The organism is Mesorhizobium sp. XAP4 (assembly GCF_029269325.1).
In the GTDB taxonomy this organism is placed as follows: domain Bacteria; phylum Pseudomonadota; class Alphaproteobacteria; order Rhizobiales; family Rhizobiaceae; genus Mesorhizobium; species Mesorhizobium ciceri.
Window position 1 is genome coordinate 131,780 of record NZ_JARIXW010000004.1, and the last position, 26,019, is coordinate 157,798.

Below are 26,019 nucleotides of genomic sequence, written 5' to 3' on the forward strand. Positions count from 1 at the left end.
TAATGTAAGCCAGCTTTTACATGCCCCAGCGCAGCGCCGCAGTGTGTACCGGCGCGTCCCAGAATGCGGTCGTCTCGTCGTCGAGCATGGTCAGCGTGATCGAGCAGCCGGCCATATCGAGCGAGGTGACGTAGGAGCCGACCAGCGAACGGGTCACCGTCACGCCATGCTTCTCGAAGATTAGCCGTGCGCTGTTGTACATCAGATAGAGTTCCATCAGCGGCGTGCCGCCGAAGCCGTTGACGAACAGCAGCGCCGGGCCTTTCGCTTTGTCGCCGAGATCGCCGAGGATCGCGGCGCAAATCTCCTGCGCGATCGCATCGGCGCTTTTCAGCGCATCGCGCCGGCGGCCGGGCTCGCCATGGATGCCGACGCCGAACTCCATCTCGCCGTCGCCGATATCGAAAGTCGGCTTGCCCGCCGCCGGCACGGTGCAACTGGTCAGCGCCACGCCCATCGAGCGGGTAGCAGCGTTGACGCGGTCGCCAAGCGCCTTCAGCGACGCCAGAGCCAGGCCATGTTCGGCCGCCGCGCCGACGATCTTTTCCACCACCAGCGTGCCGGCGACGCCACGCCGGCCCGTCGTATAGGAAGAATTCTCGACCGCGACATCGTCATTGGTCACGATCTGCTGGACGCCTTCCGACATTTCGGCCGCCATCTCGAAATTCATGACGTCGCCCTCATAGTTCTTGACGATGAACAGGCAGCCGGCGCCGGTGTCGACGGCCTCTGCCGCCGCCAGCATTTGGTCCGGTGTCGGCGAGGTGAACACCTGGCCGGGGCAGGCGGCGTCCAGCATGCCGTGACCGACAAAGCCGCCATGCAGCGGCTCGTGACCGGAACCGCCGCCGGAGATCAGCGCCACCTTGCCCGGCCGCAAGGTCTTGCGGCGGATGAATTTGTGCGCGTCGCCGAGCACGAGGATGTCGGCATGGGCGGCGACGAAGCCGTCGAGGCTTTCGGTCAGCACCGTGTCCACCGAATTGATAAACTTCTTCACGGCCGTCTCCTCCCGAAATAGGCCTTCCAAAGCAATTCCAGGAAAAGTGTATCGCGGTTTTCCGTCCGGAATTGCGTAAAACAAGAGTTCGATCAGCCACTCTTGCCGGTGATGCTGGTGATCTTTTGGATAAAATCGTTCACCGCCTTATCGAGCGCGGCGTTCTGCTTGTCGTCGCCGAAATCCGGCACGATCAGCGAGACATGCCGCGTCTTGCGCATGCCTGATGCGATCGACATCTTGCCTGGATGCGCCTGGTGATAGGCGGCGAGAAACTGGTCGCGCTCGGCCGGGCTGAAATGGCAGACGGAAAATATAGCCGGCAAATGTTTTGACGGAATCGGGATCGAATAGGCAGGACTGGAAATCTGCGTGACGAAGCTGCGGTGCTTGCCGAGCGCATCGGCCAGGCGCTGGCGCATGCCGGACGGGCGCTGGTCGATGACCTGCGACAGGATCGTCTTGTAGGCGCGGATCGCCTCTTCGGAACCGGGTTCGGGTGTCCTGTCGACCATGCCGGCCGCGCCTAGACAGAAACGTCCGCGACGGCCGCCTTGGCCATGGCGAGTTGCGCCGGCGCGACGGAAAGATCGCGCAGGCCGGCCTCGATCAGTGACGGGATCGAGGCTGGATCGCCGGCTGCATCGCCGCACAGGCTGACCGGGATCTCTTCCCGCTGGCCAAACGCGGTCACGGCAGCGATCAGCCGCAGCACGGCCGGATGACGGACCGAATTGAGATGCGCCACGGCAGCGTTGTCGCGGGCGGCCGCCATGACATACTGGGTGAGATCATTGGAGCCGATCGAGAAGAAGGCGGCATCGGTAAAGGCTTCCGGTACGATCGCCACCGAAGGCACTTCGACCATGATGCCGAGCGGCGGCATGTTGTGTGCGACGCCGCGTGCGGCAAGTGCAGTCTGCTCTTCGGCGAACATCGCCGCTGCCTGTCGGTATTCCTCCACAATGGCGATCATAGGGAACATCACTTTCAGGCTGCCATGGACAGCGGCGCGCAGCAGCGCCCGGATCTGTACACGAAACACCTCGGGTCTCGCCAGCGACAGCCTGATCCCGCGCAGGCCGAGAAACGGATTGCTCTCCTCGACCGTAAAGCCGGGCACCGGCTTGTCGCCGCCGGCGTCAACGGTGCGGATCGTCACCGGTTTTTCACCGGCCCACTCCAGCACCTTGCGATAGGCGCGATACTGCGTCTCCTCATCCGGCAGCGTCTTGCCGAACAGGAATTCGGTGCGCATCAACCCGACTCCGTCGCAGGTCGTAATGTCGATGAGGTCGACATCGGACGGGTCGGCGATGTTGACCTGCACGCGCACCGCCGTGCCGGCCTTGGTCACCGCCGGTCGCGCCAGGAACGTCCCGGCCCGGTCGCTGCGCGCCCGGAATGATGAAGACGATTGGCGAAAAGCAGCGATTTCAGTCTTGGAGGGTGACAGCACAATGCCGCCATGTTCGGCGTCGAGCAGCGCTGTGCCGGTTAGACGAGCCAGCGAAGTGCCCAACCCGACAACCATCGGCACGCCGCGCGAACGCGCCAGCATGGCGACGTGGCTGGCGGTGCTGCCCGCCTTCAGTGCGATGCCGCCGCCGCGGCTCCAGTCGGTTTCGAGAAAACGCGTCGGCGCGATATCCCAGCCGTAGAGGATGGCGCCGGTTGGCGCCTGGACGTCGCCATCCTCGGACAGCGCCCGCAGCACCTGGTCCCTGATATCGCGTATGTCGGCGGCCCGTGCGCGGAAATAATCCTGGTCTGAAGCGTCGTAGCCGGCAATCTCGGTATCAAGCGCTTGCCGCCAGGCTTTGTCGGCTGGCAGGCCGGTGCGGATCGCGGCAAAGGCCGGGCTGCTCAGCGCATCGTCTTGCAGCATGGCGATCTGAAACTCGAGAATGTCGGCGGCATCGCCCTCGGCCATCTCGCTCAATGCGGTGAGACGGCTTGTCGCGACGGCGATTGCGGCTTCGAGCGCGGCCTTCTCGTCGTCGGCTGTTTCTTTGCCGACATAGGATACGACAGTCTGGTCGAGGTCGAACAGTGGCCCCTCGGCATAGCCGGCCGAGGCCGAAATGCCTTGCAGTCTAAGCGGTTCGGACATGGTCCGCGCCTTCGTCGAAATCGCGCCGCACCAGTTCGACCAACGCGTCGACGGCATCATTGGCGCCGTCACCGCTGGCCCTGATGTGCAGCACGGTGCCCTTCGGCGCCTTGGCCGCCATCACCTTGACGATGCTCTTGGCGTCGAACCATGGCCCATTGGCGGCGAGCGCGATCTCCACCTCGGCGGCAAAACTCTTGGCCAGCTTGGTGAACTTCACCGAAGGACGCGCGTGCAGACCCACCTCGTGGGTGATCACAACGGTCGCTTCGGCGGATGCGGACATGTCTTTCAAAATTCCCGTTCGTTCACGACGGCGACAATTCATGTGCCGTCGCCACCACTTCCCTGAGCGTAGCGCCGCCGGAGGCCTCGGTCGCTGCCATCACCGCGCCTTCGACGATCGGCGCGTTGCAGACTATGATCTTGTGCGACCGTGGCTCGCCGATCATCTCCACCGCCATTTCCGAGTTGGTCTCGGCGCCGCCGAGATCGACCAGAATGGCGACACCGGCTTCCGACCAGGCCTTGTCGATGGCACCCATGATCGCCTCGACATTGGTGCCGAGCCCGCCATGGCCGTTTCCGCCGCACCATGCAAGCGGCACTTCGTCGCCCACCATCTGCCGCACCATGTCGGCCGTGCCCTCGGCAACCAGCGGCGAATGCGAGACGATGACGATGCCGACATTGCTCATGCGCTTTCCCCGAGGCTGTGCGCCACTGTGCGCACCAGCACCGCGGTTGAGCGCGCGCCGGCGTCCATATGACCGATCGATCGGTCGCCCAGGAACGAGGCGCGGCCACGCAAGGCTTTCATAGGCACGGTCGCGTCGGCCGCGGCGTCGGCGATATCGGCGATTTCAAGAGCTGTCTTTCCCTGCAGCAGCGCGTCATGCACCGGCTGCAGCACGTCGAGCATGGTTTTTTGTCCGATCTGCGATTTGCCGCGTGCTGCCACAGCTTCGATCGCCTTGCCGAACGCCGCCGTCAGATTGGCGCGATCGGGTTTCGCCGAAATCTCCTTGCCGAGTGCCAGGAACAGGGTGCCGAACAGCGGGCCGGAGGCGCCGCCGACCGTCATCACCAGCTTGGTGCCGATCGCCTTCAGGGCATCGGGCAGCGGTTTGGCCGAAAATGCTTCGGCTTCGGCGCGCACGGCCTCGAAGCCGCGCTTCATGTTCAGCCCGTGGTCGCCGTCGCCGATCGCCTGGTCGAGCGCCGTCAATTCCTCGGCGTTCGCGGCGATCGTATCCGCGGCGGCCGCGATCAGCCGGGCAAGGTTCAACGCCGCCATGTCACCCGCATTCCCGGTTTCCATCTTGCCGGCAGTATCGAAAGAACGGTCATTCGACAACTGGAGCATACGTCAGGCCGCTTCATGCAATGCCGCGGCCGCCGCGAAGACTTCGGCCACCGCGTGAGCGCCGGGGTCGACCACACCTTGCAGCTTGCTGCCGACATAGGCCGACCGCCCGGCTTTTGCCTTGTCCATGGCCGCCGTGGCCTCGGCACCATGGCGGGCTGCTGTTGCCGCCTCCTCAAGGCCGTTCGCGTCGAGCGCTTTGAGCGCCGGCTCAAGCGCATCGACCATGGTTCTATCGCCAATTCTGGCGCCGCCGTAAAAGGTCATCCGTTCAAGGCCGGCAAGCAGCGCTCTGGGCAGGCTCGCGCCGCCGCCCAGAGCCTGCGCCGCCGCCGTGAAGAAGATCGACAGCAGCACGCCGCTGGAGCCGCCCATCGACGCGCTCAGAATGTCGCCTATCGCGCCAAGGGTGGCTGCAGGCTCGGCAAGCGGTAGCGCGTCGAGCCGCTCGAGAACACTGCGCGCGCCGGTCGCCACCGTCGAACCGGTGTCGCCGTCGCCTGTTTTGGCGTCCAGTCCGTTCAAAGTCGCTTCGAGCGCGATCAGCCTTTCGCAGATGGTAACGAGAAGAGACCGGGTCCGCGCATCCTGGCTGGGCTTGCGTGCCACGCTTTGTCCGGCCGCTTTCGCCATCGGCACGACGGCAGGTGAAACAACCGGCTTTGCCGGTATCCAGGCATGCGGGCCGACCGGCGCCTGCAAGGCGGTTTCGCGCGCCGCATCCAGCCGGATCAGCGACAGCGAGAAGCCGTTCATGTTGAGCGCCGTCATCAGCGGGCCCGGCCCGATCGTCAGTTTGATGGTTTTGGCCAACGGCGAGGCAAGCACCGCATTGGCGATAACGGACATTTCCAGCGGCGGCACGGAGCCGAGATTGTTGATCAGCAAGGCGTAGGTGGCCTTGGGATCAAGCCGTGCCGCGAGGCGCTCCGCCATGATCGCCACCAGCCTGTCGGCGCTCTGCACCGCAATCCGCTCGACGCCCGGCTCGCCGTGAATGCCAAGGCCGAGTTCGCCATCGTTCTCGCCAAATCTGTCTTCGTGCGGCTGGCCCGGGATCGAGCAGGACGACAGCGACATGCCGAGCGAAACTATGTCCTTAGCCGCCGCCCGCGCCGCTGCCGCGATTTCAGCCAGATCGTGGCCGGCTTCCGACAGGTGGCCTGATATCTTGTGCACGAACAAGGTGCCGGCAACGCCGCGCGGCTGGGTGATGTCGGGCAAAGCGATATCGTCGGCGACAATGACCATCTCGACACGAAACCCTTCGGCGCGCGCCTTCTCTGCCGCCAGGCCGAAATTGAGACGGTCGCCGGTGTAGTTCTTGACGATCAGCAGGCAGCCGGCCGGGCCGGTGACCGCGCGAATGGCGGCCAGCACCGCTTCGACGCTTGGCGAGGCAAAGATCTCGCCCGAAACCGCCGCCGTCAGCATGCCCCTGCCGACGAAACCGGCATGTGAAGGCTCGTGCCCGGCCCCGCCGCCGGAGACGACACTGACCTTCGTCTTGTCCCGGTCGGCGCGCAGGACGACCTTGATCTCGGGATAGCCGTCGAGGCGCGCGAGATCGCCGGAGCCAATGGTTCGTAGCAGGCCGTCCAGCGCCTCGGTGACGATCGTTTCCCTGCGATTGAAAAAGTGCTTCATCGATTCGTCCCGTACTGGCAAAGTCAAAACCGGTGCTGAATCACCGAAAACCGCTCACATCAATCGCTGTCCATCGGCGCCGAAATACAGCGGCGCCCGGTAGCGGATCACCACTTTGTCGCCCTGCGCCAGATCCGTGTCGGGATCGGTCAGCGTCACCAGTTTCTTGGTGCCTACCGTCACATGCAAATGGTTCTGGTCACCGAGATGCTCGACCCAGTCGACAACGCCGTCAGCATGGCCATTCGCGGCCTTCGCGATCGTCAGATGCTCGGTGCGCGCGCCGATCGTCTTGGTGCCGGCCGGTGCGCCGCCGTCAGGCAGCAGCCCGGTCGGCAGAAGATTGATCGCCGGCTGGCCGAGCCTCGCCGCGACATGCAGGTTTGCCGGCTCTGAATAGATGGTGCGCGGCGAGCCGATCTGCACCAGCACGCCCTCGGTGAGGATGCCGATGCGGTCTGCCATCGTCATCGCCTCGATCTGGTCGTGGGTGACGTAGAGCATGGTGGCGCCGAGCTCGGTCTGGATGCGCTTCAGCTCGAGCCGCAGATCCGCCCGCAGCTTGGCGTCGAGCGATGACAGCGGCTCGTCCATCAGATAGATCGAAGGCTTGCGCACCAGCGCGCGGCCGATGGCGACGCGCTGCATTTCGCCGCCCGAAAGCTTGGTCGAGCGGTTGGCGAGCTTGTGATGGATGCGTACCATCTTCGCCACCTCCTCGACCCGGCGGCGGATCTGGTCTTCCGGCATTTTCCGCGCCGGCGAGCGCAGCGGAAAGGCGAGATTGTCGAACACCGACAGATGCGGATAGAGCGAATATTGCTGGAAGACGAAGGCGGTGTCGCGCTCGGCCGGCGACAGCGTCGTGGCATTGTGTCCGCCGATCTCGATCGTGCCGCTGTCTGGCCGTTCCAACCCGGCGATGAGCCGCAGCGTCGTCGTCTTGCCGGCCCCGGTTGGCCCGAGCAGCACGACGAATTCACCATCCGCTATGTGCAGGTCGAGGCCGTCGACGGCGACATGGTCGCCGAAACTCTTGGTCACGTTCTTGATGTGCACCTCAGCCATGCTGGGCCCTCCGTTCCGAGGCGACATCGTGGATCGCGGTTCTCACCGCGCGGCCCGATCCCTTCTCGAACAGCGACAGCCGCGCGCTGCTCAGCGTCAGGCCGACATGGTCGCCGGTGGCGAGCCTGATTTCGGCCGGTACGCGTGCCTTGATGATGCCATCCGCCGTCTCCACCGCGACGATCTGCGTGGTGCCGAGATATTCGGTGCCGTAGATGGCGCCGCGCAATTTTGAGGCGTCGTCGAAGCGGATGTGTTCAGGGCGGATGCCGAGCGCCATGTCGCCAGGTGCGATGTCCTCGCGCACCTCCGGCACCGCGACCTTCGCGCCTTGCACGATGATCTCCCTGGCGCCCTTGGCGAGCCCGCCGCCAAATCCCAAAAAGTTCATCGGTGGCGAGCCGATGAAGTCGGCGACGAACATGGTCGCCGGGCGGTCATAGATTTCGCGCGGGCTTCCGAACTGCTCGATGACGCCATGGTTCATCACCGCGATCTTGTCGGCCATCGACATCGCTTCCATCTGGTCGTGCGTGACATAGACCGTCGTGGCGTGGATGCGGTTGTGCAGTTCGCGCAGCTCATGGACCATCAAATCGCGGAATTCGGTGTCAAGGGTTCCCAGCGGCTCATCCATCAGGAAGCATTTTGGCCGCCGCACGATGGCGCGGCCGAGCGCGACGCGCTGGCGGTCGCCGCCGGCAAGTCCGGAGACGGATTTGTTGAGCAGATGGTCGATGCGCAGCAGCTTCGCCGTTTCCTCGACCCGCGTGCGGATTTCGGCCGAAGGCATGCCTTGCGCCAGCAGCGGGAAGCCGATGTTCTTGCGCACATTCATGTGCGGGTAGAGCGCGAACAGCTGGAAGACGAAGGCGATGTCGCGCTCGCGGGCCCGCAGCATGGTAACGTCGTCGCCGCCGAGCAGGATCTGGCCGCCGGTCGGCAGCTCAAGCCCCGCGATCATGCGCAAGGTCGTCGTCTTGCCGCAGCCGGACGGGCCGAGCATGACGAAGAACTCGCCATCCTCGACGACGAAGTTGGAATCCTGCACGGCGACGAAATCGCCGAAAGCCTTTCTCAGGTGCTGGACACGGATTTCGGCCATGATTATTCCGGGAACTTGGAGACGATGATGAACATCACGGTGCCAGCGAGCATGGTGATGAAGGAGTAGGTGTAGAGCGACAGCGCGAAGGGCTGGAACAGCATCAGGAAGCCGATGGCGATCAGCGCTGTCGCGATGTTTTCCATCAGCCCGCGCCGTGCCCAGGCCGGCCAGCGCGATTTGCGGTTCCCAGGCTTGGTCAAGCTCATTTGCGCACCGCGCCGAAGGTGATGCCGCGCAGCAATTGCTTGCGAAGCAGGATGGTGAAAACCAGGATCGGCACCAGGAAGATCGTCGTGCCGGCCGCGACCGCCGGCCAGTCCTGGCCGCCTTCGCCGATGATGGTCGGGATGAAGGGCGGCGCGGTCTGCGCCGTGCCGGAGGTCAGGAGCGCTGCGAACGCATACTCGTTCCAGGCGAAGATCAGGCAGAAGATGGCGGTCGCGGCTATGCCGGTCGTCGCCTGCGGCAGCACGGTGCGCCAGAAGGCCTGCAGCCGCGTGTAGCCGTCGATCATTGCCGCTTCTTCATATTCGCGCGGGATCTCGTCGATGAAGCCCTTCAGCAGCCAGACAGCCAGCGACACATTGACCGCCGTGTAGAGCAGGATCATGCCGAGCGCGGTGTCCGACAGGCCAAGCTCGCGGTACATCAGATAGATCGGAATGGCGACGGCGATCGGCGGCATGAAGCGCGTCGACAGGATGAAGAACAGGAGGTCGTCGGCGAGCGGCACCTTGAAGCGTGAGAAGCCGTAGGCCGACAGCGTGCCTAAGAACACGGCGCAGAAGGTCGAACCGAAGGCGATGATCAGCGAATTGACGAAGCGCGGCAGGAAGTTGGACGGACCGGCGATCACCATGTTGCGCTTGCGCGTGGTCTCGTCGCAGAAGCCCGTCGCCGGGCCCAGCGAGTTGATGTATTCCGGCGTCTGCCGGGTCCGCGTCGTGAACAAATTGCAGTAGCCCTCGAGGCTGGGCTGGAACAGGATCTTGGGCGGATACGCGATTGAATCCGGCGGCGTCTTGAAGCTGGTGGCGAAGATCCACAGCAGCGGCACGATCGAGATTAGTGCGTAAAGCACGATGATCGTGCCGGCGATCCGTTTCGAGTTGCTGCTCGGTGCGACGACCGAATGGGCTGTGGTCAGGCTCATCTCTGCTTCACCTTGTTGAGCGCCTTGACGTAGATGTTGGCCAGGCCGAACACCGCCACGAAAAGGATGATGGCGAAGGCCGAGGAATAACCGGTGCGCCAGCTTTCGAAAGCCTGCCGCTTCAGCGTTATCGAGGCGACCTCGGTCGTCGAGCCCGGCCCGCCGCCGGTCAACAGATTGACCATGTCGAACATCTTGAAGTTCTCGATGCCGCGAAACAGCACAGCCAGCATGATGAAGGGCAGCGCCATCGGCAGCGTGATCGACCAGAACTGCCGCCAGTTGGAGGCGCGGTCGACCTCGGCCGCCTCGTAGATGTATTCGGGGATGGAGCGGAGGCCCGCGAGGCAGATCAGCATCACGTAGGGCGTCCACATCCAGGTATCGACGATGATGATCGACCAGGGCGCCAGCGACACGTTGGAGAGCATCTGGATATCGGTCGGCGGAATCCTCGTGACGAAGGAGATCGCATAGGCGAACAGGCCGATCTGCGGCTCATAGAGGAAGCGCCAGAAATTGCCGACCACCGCCGGCGACAGCATCATCGGCACCAGGATCAGCGTCGTCCAGAAGGCGTGGCCTCGGAACTTCCTGTCGATCAGCCAGGCCAGCGTGAAGCCGATCAGCGTCTGCAAAAGGATCGTCCAGAACACGAAATGCGCGGTCGTCTGCATGGCGATCCAGATATCCTTGTCGCCGAGGATGCGCTGGTAGTTGGCAAGGCCGAGATTTTTCACCACCTCGTTCGGGCGGTTGGCCCGGTAGTTGGTGAACGACAGATAGATCGCCCAGAACAGCGGGAAGATGTTGATGGCCAGCAGCAACAGGATCGTCGGCGAGATGAACAGCCAGGCGAGGCCCTTGTCGCTGATGCCCCGGACTTTGCGGGCCAACGGTTCCGGGGTCGCCCGGGCAACGTTCTCCGCGGTCCGATTGAGCATGGTGAGTCCTGCTTCGGTCACTTGGTCGTCTCTGTCATGGAATTTATCTGAACTGCATCCCGTGCCAAGGGGCGGCACGGGATGCTTGGCTTAGCTCGGGAGGAGCTGGTTACATCTTGCCATCGTCCTGGAAGACCTGGGTCCAGTCCTTGACCAGGCCGTCGAGCGCATCCTTGGCCGAACCCTGGCCGGCGACGACATAGTCGTGGAAGCGCTTCTGCGAGGCCTGCAGCAGCGGGGCGTAGCTCGGCTCGGCCCAGAAGTCCTTCACGATGGCCATCGAGTCGAGGAAGGTCTGCGCGTAGGGCTGGCTGGCCGGGAATTTCGGATCCTTGACCACCGCGTTGAGGCAGGAATAGCCGCCGAGCGACCACCATTTGGCCTGCACGTCCTTGTTGGCGAACCACTTGATGTATTTCAGCGCCGCCTCCTGCTTGTCGGAATAGGACACCACGGAGATACCCTGGCCGCCGAGCTGGGCGAACTGCTCGCCGTCCGGACCCTTCGGGTTGACGAAGTAACCGATCTTGTCGCCGCCGACATTCTCGTCCTTCTGCAGGCCCGGCCATGTGAAGGCGAAGTTCATGTGCATCGCCACCTGGCCGGATTTGAAGGCATCGACGCCTTCGCCCATGTAGCTGTTCGAGGCACCGGGCGGCGTGCAGCAATCATAGAGCGCCTTGTAGAATTCCAGCCCCTTGACCGACTTGTCGGAGTTGACGAAGCCTTCCATCTCGTAGGGCTTCTTGGGGTTTTCGTATTGGAAGCCATAGCTGTAGAGCACGTCCATGGCGCCCATGGTAATGCCTTCGGAGCCGCGCTCGGTGTAGATCGAGGCGCCATAGACGGTCTTGCCGTCGATCTCGCGCTTCTGGAAGAACTCGGCGACCTGCTTCAGCTGGTCGAAAGTGGTCGGCGGGCCGAGATCCCAACCGTATTTCTCCTTGAATTCCTTCTGCAGTTCCGGCTTGGAGAACCAGTCCTTGCGATAGGTCCAGCCGACGACGTCGCCCATGGCCGGCAGCGCCCAGTAGTTCGGCGTGTTCTTCGGCCATTCCGAATAGCCGACGACGGTTGCCGGCACGAAATCGTCCATGCTGATCTTCTCCTTGTCGAAGAAGTCGTTCAGCTTGACGTAATGGCCGTTCTCGGCAGCGCCGCCGATCCACTGGCTGTCGCCGATGATCAGGTCGCACAATTTGCCGTGCGAGTTCAGTTCGTTGAGAAAACGATCGGCATAGTTGGTCCACGGCACGAACTCGAATTTCATGCCGATACCGGTTTCCTTGGTAAAATCCTTGGACAGTTCGACAAGCGCGTTGGCCGGGTCCCAGGCGGCCCAGCACAGGGTCAGGTCTTCAGCGTGCGCGACGTTCGCGACGGCTGTCGACGCTGTGATTGCCGAGGTCAGTCCCAACGCCAGTTTCAAGCTCGATTTCATGACTTCCTCCCATTTGCGAAACGCGCCCGGATGACGGTTTCAAAAAGCCCTCAACCCCTCTCCTCAGGGGCCCAAACATGGCTGCGCGGTTACACTGCAGATGTTTAGTAATTTGTTTAGTGATGCAATTTTTACTAAACAAGGCAAGCGAATTCGTTGCTGCGCCGCAGCATGCTTATGGCGATGTCTGAAAACGTTGGGAAAAGCGCGGGTCGCTGGCTGGTTTACCGAAGCTGTTCAGGCCGATTCTGACCGGGACGTGGGGCAGCCTCGGCTTTCAATCTACCCTTCTGGTGCTCACCATCACCTTGCGGATCGCCGGCGCCGGCGGCAGCAGCGCGCGGATATCGGCGAACGGGAACGACGGTTCGAAACGGAAGGCTTCGGCCGATGAGCCTTGCGCGCCGTTGCACTGGCCGGCGCGAAAGGCGTTCTGTGTCCGCGCAATGTCGACGAAGCGGTCGGGATCCTGCGATTGATGCATGCGGATCGCCTCGGCCTTGACGTCGGCATGGGCGGAAATGTCGACATAGTGCGTCGGCGAGAAACCGGTGCCGCCCATCGTGTCGGCATGCAGCACTGGGACGGCGAAAGACGCCGCGATACGAACGCCGTCCGACAGCGCGCGATGGTCTGCATGATAATCGTTGGGCGCATGCGTGATCACCAGATCCGGGCCGATTTGACCGATCAGTGCTTTCAGAGCTCCAATCAGCGCTGCATCGGCCACCAGCTCGCCGTCCGGGAAGTCGAGGAAGCGTGGCACTGCGCCTACCAGCGCGGCCGCGGTCGTTGCTTCGTCGCGACGGACACGAGCGAGAACAGCGGGATCACTTGTGCCGCCCCTGGCACCATCCGTGGCCATGGCAAAAGTGAGTTCTGCGCCTTGCGCGGCATAGGCGGCCATCGTACCGAACATGAAGATCTCGATGTCGTCCGGATGCGCACCGAGCGCCAGGATTTTCAAACCACTCTCTCCCCGGAATTGGAACAACGTGACGAACGGAATCCTGCTCGCCCTGATCGCCTACGCAAGCTATTCGGGTAGCGATGCCGTTGTCAAAAGCCTGGGCGGTCAGCTCACGATCTTCGAGATCGGCTTTTTCATAACCTTGTTCGCGGGCTTCTTCCTGTTCTTCACGCGGCCCGCGGGCGAACGCTGGCGCGATTTCTGGCGCACCAGAAGGCCATGGGCGGTGCAGGCGCGTGCCTGGGCGGGCATCGCTTCCGGCGTGCTCAGTGTCTACGCCTTCACCACCATTCCGCTGGCCGAGTCCTATGCGTTGATATTCCTGGCGCCGCTCTGCGTCACCATTCTCTCCACGGTGATCCTCAAGGAGAAGGTCGGCCCCTGGCGCTGGCTGGCGGTGGTCGCCGGTTTCGCCGGTGTCATGCTGGTGGTGCGGCCGGGCTTTCGCGAGCTCAATCTCGGCCACCTTGCCGCCTTCGGTGTTGCCTTCCTCGCCGCCACCAGCGTCATCCTGATGCGCTCGCTGGCGCAGCAGGAAAAGCGCACCACCATGCTCGGCGTGCTGGTCGGCTACGGCCTGCTGTTCAACGGCATCGGTGCCGCCGCCACCTCGTTCACCGTTCCCGACGGCAAGCAGTTGCTGTGGTTGGTGGCGGCCGGTGCCTTCACAGCAGGTGGACAATTCCTTCAACTGCTGGCCATGAAATACGCGCCTGCCAACCGGGTCGCGCCGACGCATTATTCGCAGATCGCCTGGGCGGTGATCCTCGGCGCGTTGTTTTTCCAGGAATATCCGGACGGGCTGTCGCTGGTTGGCCTGGCGGTCGTTGGCGGCGCCGGCCTGTTGACCATGGTGCGTGAGGAAGCGCGGCTGGGGACCGTGCGCTGGAACCCGTTTTCGCGTACCCGGCTTTGAACCGACTCTGGTTGCGCCGTGGCCGTAACCGCTGATATGCGGGCGCCATGACCACAAAACCCCTGCCGGAGCTTCCTGTGTCCGTCGTGCTGCCGGCGCTGAGGGAAGCGCTTGGCGATGGCAACAGCGCCGTGCTGGTGGCGCCGCCCGGCGCTGGCAAGACCACGCTGGTGCCGCTGGCGCTGCTTGACGCGCCTTGGCTCGGCGCCGGCAAGATCATCCTGCTTGAACCGCGCCGCCTCGCCGCTCGCGCCGCCGCTCGCCGGATGGCTGAGTTGCTTGGTGAGGAACCCGGCGCCACCGTCGGCTACGCCATGCGCATGGAAAACCGCATTTCGGCAAAGACCAGGATCGTGGTCGTCACCGAAGGCGTGCTGGCGCGCATGATCCTCGACGATCCCGAACTGCCCGGTGTTTCGGCTGTCATTTTCGACGAATTCCACGAGCGTTCGCTCGACGGCGATTTCGGTCTCGCTCTGGCGCTCGACGTGCAGGGGGCGCTCAGGCCGGATCTGCGCTTGGCTGTGATGTCGGCGACGCTCGACGGCGCGCGCGTCGCCAAACTCATGTCGGGCGCGCCGGTCGTCGAAAGCGAGGGTCGCGCCTTTCCCGTCGATATCCGTTATGACGAACGGCCGGCCGGCATCGCCATCGAGGACGCGATGGCCAAGGCGATCCGCGCCGCCCTTGCCGACGAGAGCGGCAGCGTCCTTGCCTTCCTGCCCGGCCAGCGCGAGATCGAGCGCACCGCCGAACGGCTGGCCGGCAAGGTCGGCACCGATACCGACATCGTCCCGCTCTACGGCATGCTGGACGGCAAGGCGCAGGACGCGGCGATCAAGCCGGCAACATCGGGCCGCCGCAAGGTGGTGCTGGCCACCTCGATAGCCGAAACCTCGATCACCATCGACGGCGTGCGCGTCGTCATCGATTCCGGCCTGTCGCGGCTGCCGCGCTATGAGCCGGCCAGTGGCTTGACCCGACTGGAGACCGTGCGTGTCAGCAAGGCTTCCGCCGACCAGCGCGCCGGCCGTGCCGGGCGCACGCAGCCAGGCGTCGCCATCCGGCTGTGGCGGGCCGAGCAAACGGCTGCACTTCCTGCTTTCACGCCGCCGGAAATCCTTGAGGCCGATCTGTCCGGACTGCTGCTCGATTGTGCTGCCTTCGGCGTTGCCGACCCGTCAGCGCTTGCTTTTCTCGATCCGCCGCCTGTTCCGGCCCTCAATGAGGCAAGGGGGCTACTGCGCGCGCTGGATGCCATCGACCACACGGGGCGCCTGACGGAGGCGGGTGCAGCGATGCGCAAGCTCGCTCTGCCGGTGCGGTTGGCGCATATGGTTGCCGAGGCATCCCGGAGCGGCCATGCCTTCGAGGCGGCAATGTTCGCCGTGCTCCTCACCGAACGCGGCCTCGGTGGCGACGGCGCCGATCTGGAGCGGCGGCTGATGCGTTTTCGCGGGGAAAGATCTCCGCGCGCTGCCGCCGCCAAGCAACTCGCCGAAAGGCTGGCAAGGCAGGCTGGCGGGGCGAAGGGCAGCGAAGCTGCGGCGGGCGGTCCCCTGCTCGTCCACGCCTGGCCGGATCGGGTGGCGAAGGCGCGTGGCGAGCGTGGCCGTTTCGTGCTGGCCAACGGCTCCGGCGCTATGCTCGACGCCGCCGATCCGCTGGCGGGCGAGCCGTTTCTGGTCGTCGCCGACCTGCAGGGCAAGGCACAGAATGCGCGCATCACGGCGGCAGCGGCGATCGGCGAGGACGATGTCCGTGTCGCGTTGGCGGACAGGATCGAGGCGCGCCGTGAAACGAGCTTCGATCGGGACAAGCGCGCCGTGCGTGTACGTGAAACCGTGCGCCTTGGCGCCATCACGCTCGCCGAGCGCATGCTGCCGCCGCCAACGGGGGCCGACGCCGACCGCGCCGTCCTCGATGCCGTGCGCCAGCACGGGCTGTCGCTGCTGACCTGGAGCAAGGAGGCGCAAACGCTGCGCCAGCGGCTTGGCTGGCTGCATCGCGGCCTGGGCGCGCCATGGCCCGATATGGCGGATGACGCCCTCGTCGAGCGCCTCGACGACTGGCTGCTGCCTTACCTCGCCGGCGCGGCATCGTTTGCCGCCATCGATGCAGGTGTTGTCTCGGCCGGACTGGCCAGCCTCGTGCCGCATGATCTGCAGCGCAGGATCGATACGCTGGCGCCAACCCATTTCGACGCTCCGTCCGGCAGCCATGTGCCTATCCGCTATGACAGCGAATGGCCGGTGCTGGCGGTTCGCGTGCAGGAACTGTTCGGGCTCGACCGGCATCCCGCCATCGCCAATGGCACTGTGCCGCTGACGCTCGAACTCCTGTCGCCGGCGCACCGGCCGATCCAGACGACGCGCGACCTGCCCGGCTTCTGGCGCGGCTCCTGGGCCGACGTACGCGCCGACATGCGCGGCCGCTATCCCAAGCATGTCTGGCCGGAAAACCCGCTGCTCGCCGCCGCCACCGCCAGGGCCAAGCCGCGCGGGACCTAGCCTTTGGAGCTTCGCGGCTGTAATTCATGGCCATGATCAACGTTTTGCGTTCGCCCGATTTCCAGCAGAGCCAGAGACTGCGCCTCAACACGCTAATCCGGTTGCGATGGCTTGCCATTGTCGGTCAGAGCCTGGCGGTGCTCGTCGTCGCCTATGGGCTGAAGTTTCCGCTGCCGGTCAGCCTCTGCTTTGCCCTGATCGCCTGTTCGGCCTGGATGAACCTGTTTCTCGCCTTTCGCTTTCCGGCGGCGCACCGGCTCACGCCGCTTGCGGCCTTCGGCATCCTCATCTTCGACAGCCTGCAGCTTGCCGGCCTGCTCTACATGACCGGCGGCCTCACCAATCCGTTCTCGCTGCTGATGACCGTGCCTGTCGTCATTTCGGCGACATCGCTGCCCCTGCGCCTGACCGCCATCCTCGGCGGGCTGGTCATGTCGGCGGCGACCTTTCTGGTCTTTGTCCATCTGCCGCTGCCCTGGCATGAGGATGCGCCGCTGGCGATGCCTTTTCTCTATGTCGCCGGCATGTGGATGGCGGTGCTGTCCTCGATCGCCTTCACCGCCATATACGCCTTCCGGGTGGCCGCCGAAGCCCGGCTGCTGGCCAATGCGCTCGCCGCAACAGAGCTGGTGCTGCAGCGCGAGCAGCACCTTTCGGCGCTCGACGGGCTGGCCGCCGCGGCCGCGCACGAGCTCGGCACGCCGCTCGCCACCATCGCGCTTGTCGCCAAGGAGATGGAAAAGGCGCTCGGCAAGGATCCGAAATACGGGGAAGACGTGACGCTGTTGCGTTCGCAGAGCGAGCGTTGCCGCGAGATTCTCAAGCGGCTGACCAGCCTGTCCTCGGAGGGTGAGGCGCATCTTTCGCGGCTGCCATTGACATCGCTGGTCGAGGAGGTCACCGCGCCGCACCGGGACTTCGGCATCTCGATCAAGCTTCGGCCCGGCGAACGCATCGGCCCCGAGCCGGTCGGGCAGCGCAATCCGGGCGTCATCTACGGCCTCGGCAATCTGGTCGAGAACGCGGTCGATTTCGCTCGCAAAAGCGTCACCGTGCGCTGGAGCTGGGACGAGGCCACCGTCACCTTCTCGATCGTCGATGACGGCCCCGGTTTTCCGGCCGAGATCATCGACCGCATCGGCGAGCCCTATATGTCGACGCGCCAGGGCGATGAAACCGGCGGTGGTCTGGGCCTCGGCCTGTTCATCGCCAAGACCTTGCTCGAACGCTCTGGTGCCGTGCTCGATTTCCGCAATTCGAGTGGCCTGGGGGAGGGCGCCATGGTCCAGATATCGTGGCCGCGTGGTGTGTTCCTCAATCCGGAAATCACTTCGGCCAGCATGTTCGACACTGCCTGAGAGCCTTGAAGGACCTCTAAAAATTGGACAAGGAGGCTCAGGAACTATATTTGCGTAAAATTAAGGCAGCAGGAATTTTGAGACTATGACAGGCGACGAGAATATTGGCGCAATGGTTGAAGGCGAGGACACCTCGCTGCTTGTCGTCGATGACGACAAGCCGTTCCTCACGCGTCTGGCTCGCGCCATGGAAGCCAGGGGCTTCGTGGTCGAGACGGCCGAGAGCGTCGAGGAGGCGGTTGCCAAGGCGCGCGCCAATCCACCCGCCTACGCCGTGGTCGACATGCGGCTTGGCGACGGCAACGGCCTCGACGTGGTCGCGGCCATCCGCGAAAAGCGCGAGGATTCCCGCACCATCATCCTGACCGGCTATGGCAACATCGCCACCGCGGTGACCGCGGTGAAGCTCGGTGCGGTCGATTATCTCTCCAAGCCCGCCGACGCCGATGATATCTTCGCCGCACTCACCCGCACCGCCGGCGAGCGCGCGGCGCCGCCGGAAAACCCGATGTCGGCCGACCGCGTCCGATGGGAGCATATCCAGCGCGTCTATGAGATGTGCGAGCGCAACGTCTCCGAGACAGCGCGCCGGCTCAACATGCACCGTCGCACCTTGCAGCGCATACTGGCAAAGCGCGCGCCGCGTTAAGGCCACCGTTTGCCATCTTGCCGATTGAAACCCGCCGAAACAGGCGGCATGACGGAGGCGACATGCAGGATCTGAAGCAGCGGCCGATTTCCGTCTTCCGCGAATTTCTCGATAGCGAAGCGGCCGGCGGCATCATCCTGATGGCGGCGGCGGCACTTGCGTTGATCGTCGCCAACTCGCCGCTCGCCGAAACCTATTTCTCCGTGCTCCACGCCTATCTCGGCCCGCTCAGCGTCTCGCACTGGGTCAATGACGGGCTGATGGCGGTGTTCTTCCTGCTCGTCGGGCTGGAGATCAAGCGCGAGATGCTGGACGGCCAGCTCTCCACCTGGCCTCGGCGCGTGCTGCCCGGCATCGCCGCCGCCGGCGGCATGCTGGTTCCGGCACTCGTCTATGTCGCCGTCAACCGCAACAATGCGGCCGCCCTGTCCGGCTGGGCGATCCCGACCGCCACCGACATAGCTTTTGCGCTCGGCGTGCTGTCGCTGCTCGGCAGCCGCGTGCCGGCTTCGCTGAAGGTGTTCCTCACAGCATTGGCCATCATCGACGACCTCGGTGCCGTCATCATCATCGCCATCTTCTACACCAGCGGCTTGTCGCTGGCTTATCTGGGTGCCGCCTTCGCAATCATTGCCGCGCTTGTCGTGCTCAACCGCATGCGGGTGATGACGCTTGTGCCCTATCTCGTTCTGGGCGTCGTCCTGTGGGTTCTGGTGCTGAAATCTGGCGTCCATGCAACGCTTGCCGGCGTGGCGCTGGCGCTGACCATCCCGCTTGAGCGCTCCGCCGGGATCGGTCACGATCTGGACCATTCGCCGCTGCACCGGCTCGAGCACGGCCTGCACAAGATTGTGGCTTTCGTCGTCATCCCGATCTTCGGCTTTGCCAATGCCGGCGTTTCGCTCGCCGGCCTGACCTTTGGCGCGCTGATCGAGCCGTTGACGCTGGGTGTCGCCGCCGGCCTGGTTGTCGGCAAGCTGGTCGGCGTGTTCGGCTCCTCGGCACTTGCCATCAGGCTCGGTCTTGCCGACCTGCCCGCCAATGCCGGCTGGACGCACATGATCGGCATATCGCTGCTGTGCGGCATCGGCTTCACCATGAGCCTGTTCATCGGCCTGCTCGCCTTCGCCGGCGACGTGGCGCTGCAGGACGCGGTCAAGGTCGGCATCCTCGCCGGCTCCTTCATCGCCGCCATCCTGGGCGCTGCCGTGCTGCTCATGGCGTCCGGTAGGGGTGGCGTGGAGGACGGCGAAGAGGAGAGCCGGTCATAGAGTGAAGGACGCCGCTACTCGCTCTCACCCTCCAGCGCCGGCACCGACACGCCGGCAAGCTCCGCCGCCAGCAGCCGCGAAGCGCCGGCCCGCGCGATCCGCAGCATCAGCGCCTTGCGCGTTGCCGCTGCCATGCGGTGCTCGGGCGCATCGCGCAGGATCTCGGCGCCATAGCCGTCGGAAAGGATGAAGCCGCATTCGTGCGGGAAGATCTCCGAGGGTACGCCGGGATGGGTGGCGAAGAAGAAGCGGTCGGAATGCAGCCGGTAGTCGGGCCATTTGCGGTCGACCCTGAAATCCTCGATCGAGGATTTGATCTCGATGATCCAGATATCGCCCTGCCGGGTCAAAGCGACGAGGTCGGCACGGCGGCCGGTGGCCAGCGACAGTTCGGGCAAGATATGCGCGCCCATATCCATGAGCAGCCGCTGCACACCGCGTCGCACCAGCATGGCGCGTTCGGACTGGCGACCGTCGATGAGAGGGTTGATGGGGATGGGCGAGATGATCGGCATGCCGGGCACCATGCCAGATTCTGTTCACGGTTTGAACCTGTTTTATGCAGGCGATTGTATATTCGATATACCCGGATATACCCAAAAGAAGTCAGGCATTGATCCTTGAAAGATTGAGCTTGTGGTGCACACCATCGTTCTCATGGGGACGGGCGGCACAAAATTGAACAGCACTGATGGTGAACAACTGTGGGCCTTTGATCTTGATGCTCTGCGCAAGGCTTTCAGAAAGTCCGTTCAGGAGCATAAAGTCACGACGGCTGATTGGGCGGAGCACGCCAAGCAGTTCCTGGAAAAACAAAGAGATCGTCAGCGCAAATCGACTTGATATGCTGCGCCGGTCAATTTCCATTTGGTAACTTTAAGATAGCAGCGAAAAAATCTTTGCGCGTCACCAACCAAAGTCAGATGCACCGCTTTAGTTCCGCGAATGCCGAATGGCATAAGCAGGGAGACGTCACTTCGACACTTTCGTGAAGTGCGCACCCCATCTGCGGGTGATGCATGGCTTTATGTAAATTAGCTAAAGCGAATATAAGAGAAAAGTGATATTTTGGAAGCAGCCGGGGCTCCCCCAATACACCCCGCTCCGGTCAGGCCCGGTGGCGGTCCACCCAAAGGAAGGCTACCGGGCCGATCCCTGCAACCAACCGGTGACCCGCTCGTTGATCCCATGCCGGGTTGATCCCCCGGCACTCCAGGACCTGCCCGCTGCCGAGGGGCGGCGGGCCTTTTTTGCCGATTGATTGAAGCCCGCAGCGATAGCGAAGGCCCCGGCGGGCGCCGGGACCTTCGCGTTGCTGGTCTCGTCAGAAGTGGATCCAGAAGGATCTGCGGAAACATCTGCGGCGCCAATAGCCATTGCGCCAATAGCGACGGCAGACCCGCCTCCACCCGCGTCGGCGACGGCGGCGGTGCCATCTGCGGTGCCGCACCAACTCGACGCCATCCTGGACACTGGGACCATCCGGGTCGAGAATATCGTCGGACGGTTTGTCGAGCTCGTCGAGAATGCCGGGCCCCGTATTCGGGATGCCGGCCAAGGCGGTGGCAGGACGCGCGATTGCGACGACGGTCGCAGCCCCTGCCAGCCCAAGCATTCCAGTCAGAAACAATCGCCGATCCATGCCAACCTCCATCGTTGATCATTGCGACAAGGGAAGACATAGAGCGGCTGATTGACGCGCCCAGATGCCGAAGAAAATTGGGTCAATCGCTCTGCCGTGCCGGCGGCGGGCCTTTTTTGGCGATCTCTGACAATCCACGCGGCCAATGCGCCTGTTCCCGGGGATCATTCCTCCGACAAGCCGGCCGTCGTTGCGGCCGTTTCAATGCTCACCGGCACGCCCTGGCGCAGGGAGTTGCTGACCGTGGAAATCGCCGCGGCCCTTGTAATGATCTCGGCCGGGTCGGAGCCGTCCAGCGTCGTGCATGAAACCGCCATGGTTGACGAGGTCGCGAGCAAAGGCTTGCCTTCGAGGTTCAGCGTCACGGTCACGGCGATCTTGTCGAGCGTTACGCCCATTTCCTCGGCGACGTAGCGAAGATCGTTGCAGAAGCAGCCGCCGATCGCCAGGGCAAGCAACTGGCCGCCATTGAAGCCCAGGCCCATGCCGCCGGCCTTGCCTTCGGGCCGGTCGACGATGATCGTGTGGCCGCCGGCCCAGCCCATGGCGGCTCGCGTGTCCTCCACATTGCGCAGTTCGACGGTCATCGAGACCATTGCGGATGTCCTCCCGGCAGGAGTCGACCAGGCTTCGGGCGTCGTCGACGTACGGTCATTATGCAGGCGCAGAGGCGCCCTTGTCGCTGGGCAATGCCGCGCCCGCCATGTCATCAAGGATCGGACAATCCGGCCTTTCGTCGCCGTGACAGGCATGAATCAGTTTCTGCAGCGTCGAGCGCATTGACTGCAACTCGCGCACTTTCTCCTCGATCGCCGTGACATGGGCGGCGGCGATTTCGCGCACGTTTTGGCTGGCGCGGCTGCGATCCTGGTAAAGCGCCATCAGCTGGCGGCAATCGTCGATGGAAAAGCCGAGATTGCGCGCGCGGCGCAGGAAGGCCAGCCGATGGATGTCGTCTCCGGAATAATCGCGGTAGCCGTTGGCGGCGCGTGCCGGGGCGATCAGGCCGATCTCTTCATAGTAACGGATGGTCTTGGCCGGCAGGCCGGAGCGGTGGGCGGCGTCACCGACATTCATGACGGTTCTCCTCGATTTCCAGGAACCCATGGAGCAGGCCCCTTGAATTTGCTTCACAATCCGGTGAGTCCTGTTGCCAAAATGCCATAGTGATACGCTTACCGGTACGTCAAGGCAGGCATATAGGCATCGCGCGCTTGGCAAGCAAAGCAAATGCCAGCATGAATGATGATGAGAGAGCGGCCGACTCGTGCCGCCGAGTTTGGGCGGGGCACCGGATCACCTGATGCGCATGAAGTCGTTTGCAATCATCGCCGCACTGGCGCTCTCCACTGCTATCGCCGGTTGCAGCACCATCGGCTCGCAGATCTTCTCCAACGACTACGGCGCGGTCACCGACGCCGGTTATCAGCTGCCGCGTATCCCGATCGAGAAAGTGCCGATGAAGTACCATCGGCAGGAAGTGAACTACGATAGCCCGGAAAAGCCGGGCACGATCATCGTCGATACGCAGAACAAGTTCCTTTATTTCATCGAGGGCGACGGAAGGGCCATTCGCTACGGCATCGGCGTCGGCCGCGAGGGCTTCGAGTGGCATGGCACCGCCCACATTGCGCTCAAGCGCGAATGGCCGACCTGGACGCCGCCGAGGCAGATGATCCAGCGCCAGCCGGAATTGGAAAAGTTTGCCGGCGGCATGGAGCCGGGCCTGAAAAACCCGCTCGGCGCGCGCGCCATGTACCTGTTCAACAAGGGCGGTGATTCAGGCTATCGCCTGCATGGCAGCCCGGAATGGAATTCGATCGGCAAGGCGATGTCGTCTGGCTGCATCCGGCTGATGAATCAGGACATTATCGACCTCTATGACCGCGCCTCGGTCGGCGCCAAGGTCATCGTTCTCTAGAGGCAGTTTTCGTACGCGGACCGTCTAGGCAACAACGGACGTCCCAAGCAGAAAACCGGGCAATTCGGCCCGGTTTTTTGTTGTTTGCGCGATGCGACGCCTGCTCGGCGGTCAGGACACCGCCGAGAACGCGGTGGGAACCAAAATTTGGTTGATGATTGTCTCGGTGATCTGGCCATCACGCTCGGAATCTTCCCGCGCTTGCGTCCAGGCAGGGTCCTTCACGAACGCCGTCCAACGCTCTTCGCGTTCGGCCAGCGATTCCCATGCCAGCATGTAGGTCAGTTCGTTGTTCGAAGCTCCGATCAGCGTGGTAAAGAAACCCGCTTGGCGGATACCGTGCTTTTCCCATAATTTGAGCGTGATCTTGTCGAAGCGATCAAGAAGCGCCGGCAAGCGTCCCGGCAAAGCCCGGTAAACCCGAAGTTCGTAGATCATTTTGGAGTTCCTTCTGACCGATGCGCCGGAAGCGAGGAAATCGGACCAGACGGTCAGCAGGGTAGAATTGTCAAACGGGCGTCAGGAGACCTGCTCGACCTGCTGCACTTCCGGCACGAAATGGCGCAGAAGGTTCTGGATGCCGTGCTTCAGCGTCGCCGTCGATGACGGGCAGCCGGCGCAGGCACCCTTCATGTGCAGGAACACCGTGCCATTCTCGAAGCCGCGGAAAGTGATGTCGCCGCCATCCTGGGCGACCGCCGGGCGCACCCGCGTGTCGAGCAGCTCCTTGATGGTGATGACCAGCTCCTCGTCGGCCTTGTCGTAGAACTCACCGGTCTGGCTGGTCTCGGCGGCCGGGCCAGCCTTGGCCATGACGGGCGCGCCGGACATGAAATGCTCCATGATGGCGCCGAGGATCGCCGGCTTCAAATGCTGCCAGTCGGGGCCATCCTTGGTCACGGTGATGAAGTCATAGCCGAAGAAAACGCCGGTGACGCCAGGAATTTCGAACAGACGGCCGGCCAGCGGCGAGGCGACGGCGGCGCTGTCGGCATCGCGGAAATCGGCGGTGCCTTCCACAAGCACTTCCTTGCCGGGCAGGAATTTCAGCGTCGCCGGGTTTGGCGTCGATTCGGTCTGGATGAACATGGCCGTCTCCGTGCCCGTTTGGGCATCTAGTTTGGAACAATTCTAAATAGGCTCAATTGGCTGGACATTCAAGCGAAACGCATCGCCGGAATGGCTGGCTGGCGGAATGTTTTTGCGCGCCCCTGGGACGCGCCCGAAGGTGTGTTGAGATTCAGGTCAGGCCGGCATCACCTGAAAATCAGCACACCTCAGGCCAGGCTGTCTATTTCCTCGTCCGAAAGGTTCTGCGGCACGACAGTCACCGGGATCGGGAAGGCGGCACCCTTGCCGGCCACGGCGCCGACCAGCGGTCCCGGGCCTTCCTTGCCCGCACCGGCGGCCAGCACCAGGATGGCGATGTCCTGGTCTTCCTCGATCAATTTGTGAATCTCTTCCGTCGGCTTGCCTTCGCGGACCACCATCTCGGGCTCGATGCCGAGCTTCTGGCGCACCTTGTTGGCATAGCTGTCGAGTGCGGCGCGCGCCGTGGCGTTGGCTTCCTCGCGCATGATCTTCTCGACACCCAGCCAATGCTGGAAATCGTCCGGCACGATGACATAGAGCAGCACCAGCGTGCCGCTGGTGCTCTGCGCCCGTTTCGAGGCATAGGCGACGGCACGCTCGCATTCCGGCGTGTCGTCGATGATCGTCAGGAATTTCCTGCGATGGCCGGCTTCGCGGCTGAGGCGTTTGGAGACCATGTCTATCTACTCGGTGTCTTGCGGCGCAATCTGCCACTGCGGCGGACCGGCGGCAAGCCGCCGGCCTTGTGCCAGTGCACCCGATGTCGCGATCAGCCCTGCAGCAGGCCGATAATGTCGCGCACCGTCTTCATCGTCGCTTCGGCCAGCACGCCGGCGCGCTCGCCGCCGTCCTTGAGCACCGCGTCGACATAGGCGCGGTCATCCGAAATGCGGCGCATCTCGCTGGCGATCGGCGCCAGTTTTTCCACAGCAAGATCGGCCAAGGCCGGCTTGAACACGGAAAACTGCTGGCCGGCGAATTGCTTGAGCACATCCGCCTTCGACATCTCGGCGAGACCCGCATAGATGCCGACCAGGTTTTCTGCCTCGGGCCGGCCGGCCAGGCCATCCAGCTCGCTCGGCAACGCTTCCGGATCGGTCTTGGCCTTGCGGATCTTCTTCGAGATGTCATCGGCGTCGTCGGTCAGGTTGATGCGCGACAGATCAGACGGGTCCGATTTGGACATCTTCTTGGAGCCGTCGCGCAGCGACATGATGCGCGCCGCCGGCCCGCCGATGACCGGCTCGGTCAGCGGGAAATAGCCGTTCACGGTCTCTTCGCCGATCTGCATCTCGACGCCGACGCCGAGCGCTGCGATACGGTCGGAGAAGTCGTTGTTGAATTTCTGCGCAATGTCGCGGGTGAGCTCCAGATGTTGTTTCTGGTCCTCACCGACAGGGACGTGGGTGGCACGGTAGAGCAGGATGTCGGCAGCCATCAGCGAGGGATAGGCGAGCAGGCCGAGCGAGGCATTCTCGCGGTCCTTGCCGGCCTTGTCCTTGAACTGCGTCATGCGGTTCATCCAGCCGATGCGCGCCACGCAATTGAAGATCCAGGCAAGCTCGGCGTGCTGCATGACCCGTGACTGGTTGAAGACGATGTGCTTCTTCGGATCGATGCCGGAGGCCAGGAACGCCGCAGTGATCGACCGCGTCTGGTCGGCCAGGTCTTCATAAACGAGTTGGGCTGTCAGCGAATGCAGGTCGACGACGCAATAGATGCAATCGGAGGTGTCCTGCAGGGCAACGAATTTCTTGATGGCGCCGAGATAATTGCCGAGATGCAGATTGCCGGTCGGCTGGACACCGGAAAAGACGAGTGGCTTGAAGGCGGTCATGATTGTCCTC

At 63.5% G+C, this 26,019-nt stretch carries 28 protein-coding genes; 6 read left to right on the forward strand and 22 right to left on the reverse strand.

Annotated features, from left to right (window positions below):
- Nucleotides 1-16 precede the first annotated feature (16 nt).
- From dhaK to P3C39_RS18335, 14 genes are all read right to left on the reverse strand, one after another.
- Nucleotides 17-1,003 carry a dihydroxyacetone kinase subunit DhaK gene (dhaK, locus tag P3C39_RS18270; RefSeq protein ID WP_063173532.1) on the reverse strand — a complete coding sequence of 329 codons (987 nt, stop codon included), beginning with the start codon at nucleotides 1,001-1,003 and terminating at the stop codon, nucleotides 17-19.
- A 92-nt stretch (nucleotides 1,004-1,095) separates the two neighbouring features.
- Nucleotides 1,096-1,518, reverse strand: a complete 423-nt coding sequence (locus tag P3C39_RS18275) for a hypothetical protein (protein ID WP_013528088.1) — start codon at nucleotides 1,516-1,518, stop codon at nucleotides 1,096-1,098.
- An 11-nt stretch (nucleotides 1,519-1,529) separates the two neighbouring features.
- On the reverse strand, nucleotides 1,530-3,116 hold the full coding sequence (gene ptsP / locus P3C39_RS18280; protein WP_224618439.1) for a phosphoenolpyruvate--protein phosphotransferase: 1,587 nt from the start codon (nucleotides 3,114-3,116) through the stop codon (nucleotides 1,530-1,532).
- Nucleotides 3,100-3,402, reverse strand: coding sequence for an HPr family phosphocarrier protein (locus tag P3C39_RS18285; protein ID WP_013528086.1), 303 nt, complete (start codon nucleotides 3,400-3,402; stop codon nucleotides 3,100-3,102). The genes ptsP and P3C39_RS18285 overlap by 17 nt, the downstream gene beginning before the upstream one ends.
- Before the next feature lie 22 nt (nucleotides 3,403-3,424).
- Nucleotides 3,425-3,814, reverse strand: coding sequence for a dihydroxyacetone kinase phosphoryl donor subunit DhaM (dhaM, locus tag P3C39_RS18290; RefSeq protein WP_275954147.1), 390 nt, complete (start codon nucleotides 3,812-3,814; stop codon nucleotides 3,425-3,427).
- Nucleotides 3,811-4,413, reverse strand: a complete 603-nt coding sequence (dhaL, locus tag P3C39_RS18295; protein WP_275954212.1) for a dihydroxyacetone kinase subunit DhaL — start codon at nucleotides 4,411-4,413, stop codon at nucleotides 3,811-3,813. Before dhaL ends, dhaM begins: the two co-directional genes overlap by 4 nt.
- A 72-nt stretch (nucleotides 4,414-4,485) precedes the next feature.
- Entirely contained in the window at nucleotides 4,486-6,129 is a 1,644-nt protein-coding gene (locus P3C39_RS18300; RefSeq protein WP_275954146.1) for a dihydroxyacetone kinase subunit DhaK, read from the reverse strand.
- 54 nt (nucleotides 6,130-6,183) lie between these two features.
- Nucleotides 6,184-7,197 (reverse strand): ABC transporter ATP-binding protein, encoded by a 1,014-nt coding sequence (locus P3C39_RS18305; RefSeq protein WP_013528082.1) that lies wholly within the window; start codon nucleotides 7,195-7,197, stop codon nucleotides 6,184-6,186.
- Nucleotides 7,190-8,302: an ABC transporter ATP-binding protein gene (locus P3C39_RS18310; protein ID WP_013528081.1), complete on the reverse strand. Its 1,113-nt coding sequence runs from the start codon at nucleotides 8,300-8,302 to the stop codon at nucleotides 7,190-7,192. Before P3C39_RS18310 ends, P3C39_RS18305 begins: the two co-directional genes overlap by 8 nt.
- Nucleotides 8,303-8,304: 2 nt before the next feature.
- Nucleotides 8,305-8,511: a hypothetical protein gene (locus P3C39_RS18315; RefSeq protein WP_013528080.1), complete on the reverse strand. Its 207-nt coding sequence runs from the start codon at nucleotides 8,509-8,511 to the stop codon at nucleotides 8,305-8,307.
- Nucleotides 8,508-9,458, reverse strand: coding sequence for a carbohydrate ABC transporter permease (locus P3C39_RS18320; protein ID WP_013528079.1), 951 nt, complete (start codon nucleotides 9,456-9,458; stop codon nucleotides 8,508-8,510). The genes P3C39_RS18315 and P3C39_RS18320 overlap by 4 nt, the downstream gene beginning before the upstream one ends.
- A complete protein-coding gene (locus P3C39_RS18325; protein WP_013528078.1) occupies nucleotides 9,455-10,402 on the reverse strand; it encodes a sugar ABC transporter permease in 948 nt (315 codons plus the stop codon). Before P3C39_RS18325 ends, P3C39_RS18320 begins: the two co-directional genes overlap by 4 nt.
- A gap of 109 nt (nucleotides 10,403-10,511) precedes the next feature.
- The gene (locus tag P3C39_RS18330) at nucleotides 10,512-11,843 is read right to left on the reverse strand and encodes an ABC transporter substrate-binding protein (RefSeq protein WP_027164284.1); all 1,332 of its coding nucleotides are present in this window, start codon (nucleotides 11,841-11,843) and stop codon (nucleotides 10,512-10,514) included.
- 277 nt (nucleotides 11,844-12,120) lie between these two features.
- Nucleotides 12,121-12,810: a PIG-L deacetylase family protein gene (locus P3C39_RS18335; RefSeq protein WP_275954145.1), complete on the reverse strand. Its 690-nt coding sequence runs from the start codon at nucleotides 12,808-12,810 to the stop codon at nucleotides 12,121-12,123.
- A gap of 28 nt (nucleotides 12,811-12,838) precedes the next feature.
- Here P3C39_RS18335 and P3C39_RS18340 point away from each other — a divergent pair, with 28 nt between their 5' ends.
- The 5 genes from P3C39_RS18340 to nhaA all read left to right on the forward strand — a co-directional run bounded on the left by P3C39_RS18340 (nucleotide 12,839) and on the right by nhaA (nucleotide 19,517).
- Entirely contained in the window at nucleotides 12,839-13,729 is an 891-nt protein-coding gene (locus P3C39_RS18340; RefSeq protein ID WP_013528075.1) for a DMT family transporter, read from the forward strand.
- 47 nt (nucleotides 13,730-13,776) lie between these two features.
- Nucleotides 13,777-16,239, forward strand: a complete 2,463-nt coding sequence (gene hrpB / locus P3C39_RS18345; RefSeq protein WP_275954144.1) for an ATP-dependent helicase HrpB — start codon at nucleotides 13,777-13,779, stop codon at nucleotides 16,237-16,239.
- A 26-nt stretch (nucleotides 16,240-16,265) separates the two neighbouring features.
- Nucleotides 16,266-17,597, forward strand: coding sequence for an ActS/PrrB/RegB family redox-sensitive histidine kinase (locus P3C39_RS18350; protein WP_032809909.1), 1,332 nt, complete (start codon nucleotides 16,266-16,268; stop codon nucleotides 17,595-17,597).
- 85 nt (nucleotides 17,598-17,682) lie between these two features.
- Entirely contained in the window at nucleotides 17,683-18,246 is a 564-nt protein-coding gene (locus P3C39_RS18355) for an ActR/PrrA/RegA family redox response regulator transcription factor (RefSeq protein ID WP_013528072.1), read from the forward strand.
- Nucleotides 18,247-18,308: 62 nt separating this feature from the next.
- Nucleotides 18,309-19,517, forward strand: coding sequence for a Na+/H+ antiporter NhaA (gene nhaA, locus P3C39_RS18360; protein WP_275954143.1), 1,209 nt, complete (start codon nucleotides 18,309-18,311; stop codon nucleotides 19,515-19,517).
- Between the two features lie 14 nt (nucleotides 19,518-19,531).
- Here the strand turns inward: nhaA and P3C39_RS18365 are convergent, their stop codons facing one another.
- From P3C39_RS18365 to cueR, 4 genes are all read right to left on the reverse strand, one after another.
- Nucleotides 19,532-20,032: an MmcB family DNA repair protein gene (locus P3C39_RS18365; protein WP_275954142.1), complete on the reverse strand. Its 501-nt coding sequence runs from the start codon at nucleotides 20,030-20,032 to the stop codon at nucleotides 19,532-19,534.
- Between the two features lie 91 nt (nucleotides 20,033-20,123).
- Nucleotides 20,124-20,384 carry a hypothetical protein gene (locus P3C39_RS18370; protein ID WP_063171103.1) on the reverse strand — a complete coding sequence of 87 codons (261 nt, stop codon included), beginning with the start codon at nucleotides 20,382-20,384 and terminating at the stop codon, nucleotides 20,124-20,126.
- A 939-nt stretch (nucleotides 20,385-21,323) separates the two neighbouring features.
- A complete protein-coding gene (locus tag P3C39_RS18375; protein ID WP_024501804.1) occupies nucleotides 21,324-21,755 on the reverse strand; it encodes an OsmC family protein in 432 nt (143 codons plus the stop codon).
- Between the two features lie 58 nt (nucleotides 21,756-21,813).
- Nucleotides 21,814-22,236, reverse strand: coding sequence for a Cu(I)-responsive transcriptional regulator (gene cueR / locus P3C39_RS18380; RefSeq protein WP_024501803.1), 423 nt, complete (start codon nucleotides 22,234-22,236; stop codon nucleotides 21,814-21,816).
- Between the two features lie 226 nt (nucleotides 22,237-22,462).
- Between cueR and P3C39_RS18385 the strand changes: the two genes are divergently transcribed.
- The gene (locus tag P3C39_RS18385) at nucleotides 22,463-23,080 is read left to right on the forward strand and encodes a L,D-transpeptidase (RefSeq protein ID WP_013528066.1); all 618 of its coding nucleotides are present in this window, start codon (nucleotides 22,463-22,465) and stop codon (nucleotides 23,078-23,080) included.
- Between the two features lie 111 nt (nucleotides 23,081-23,191).
- Here the strand turns inward: P3C39_RS18385 and P3C39_RS18390 are convergent, their stop codons facing one another.
- From P3C39_RS18390 to trpS, 4 genes are all read right to left on the reverse strand, one after another.
- The gene (locus P3C39_RS18390; protein WP_013528065.1) at nucleotides 23,192-23,518 is read right to left on the reverse strand and encodes an NIPSNAP family protein; all 327 of its coding nucleotides are present in this window, start codon (nucleotides 23,516-23,518) and stop codon (nucleotides 23,192-23,194) included.
- Nucleotides 23,519-23,599: 81 nt separating this feature from the next.
- Complete coding sequence (locus P3C39_RS18395) at nucleotides 23,600-24,169, reverse strand: NifU family protein (RefSeq protein WP_013528064.1); 570 nt, start codon at nucleotides 24,167-24,169, stop codon at nucleotides 23,600-23,602.
- A gap of 188 nt (nucleotides 24,170-24,357) precedes the next feature.
- Nucleotides 24,358-24,849 (reverse strand): universal stress protein, encoded by a 492-nt coding sequence (locus P3C39_RS18400; protein ID WP_013528063.1) that lies wholly within the window; start codon nucleotides 24,847-24,849, stop codon nucleotides 24,358-24,360.
- Nucleotides 24,850-24,941: 92 nt separating this feature from the next.
- Nucleotides 24,942-26,009, reverse strand: a complete 1,068-nt coding sequence (gene trpS / locus P3C39_RS18405) for a tryptophan--tRNA ligase (RefSeq protein WP_063173534.1) — start codon at nucleotides 26,007-26,009, stop codon at nucleotides 24,942-24,944.
- Nucleotides 26,010-26,019: the final 10 nt, after the last annotated feature.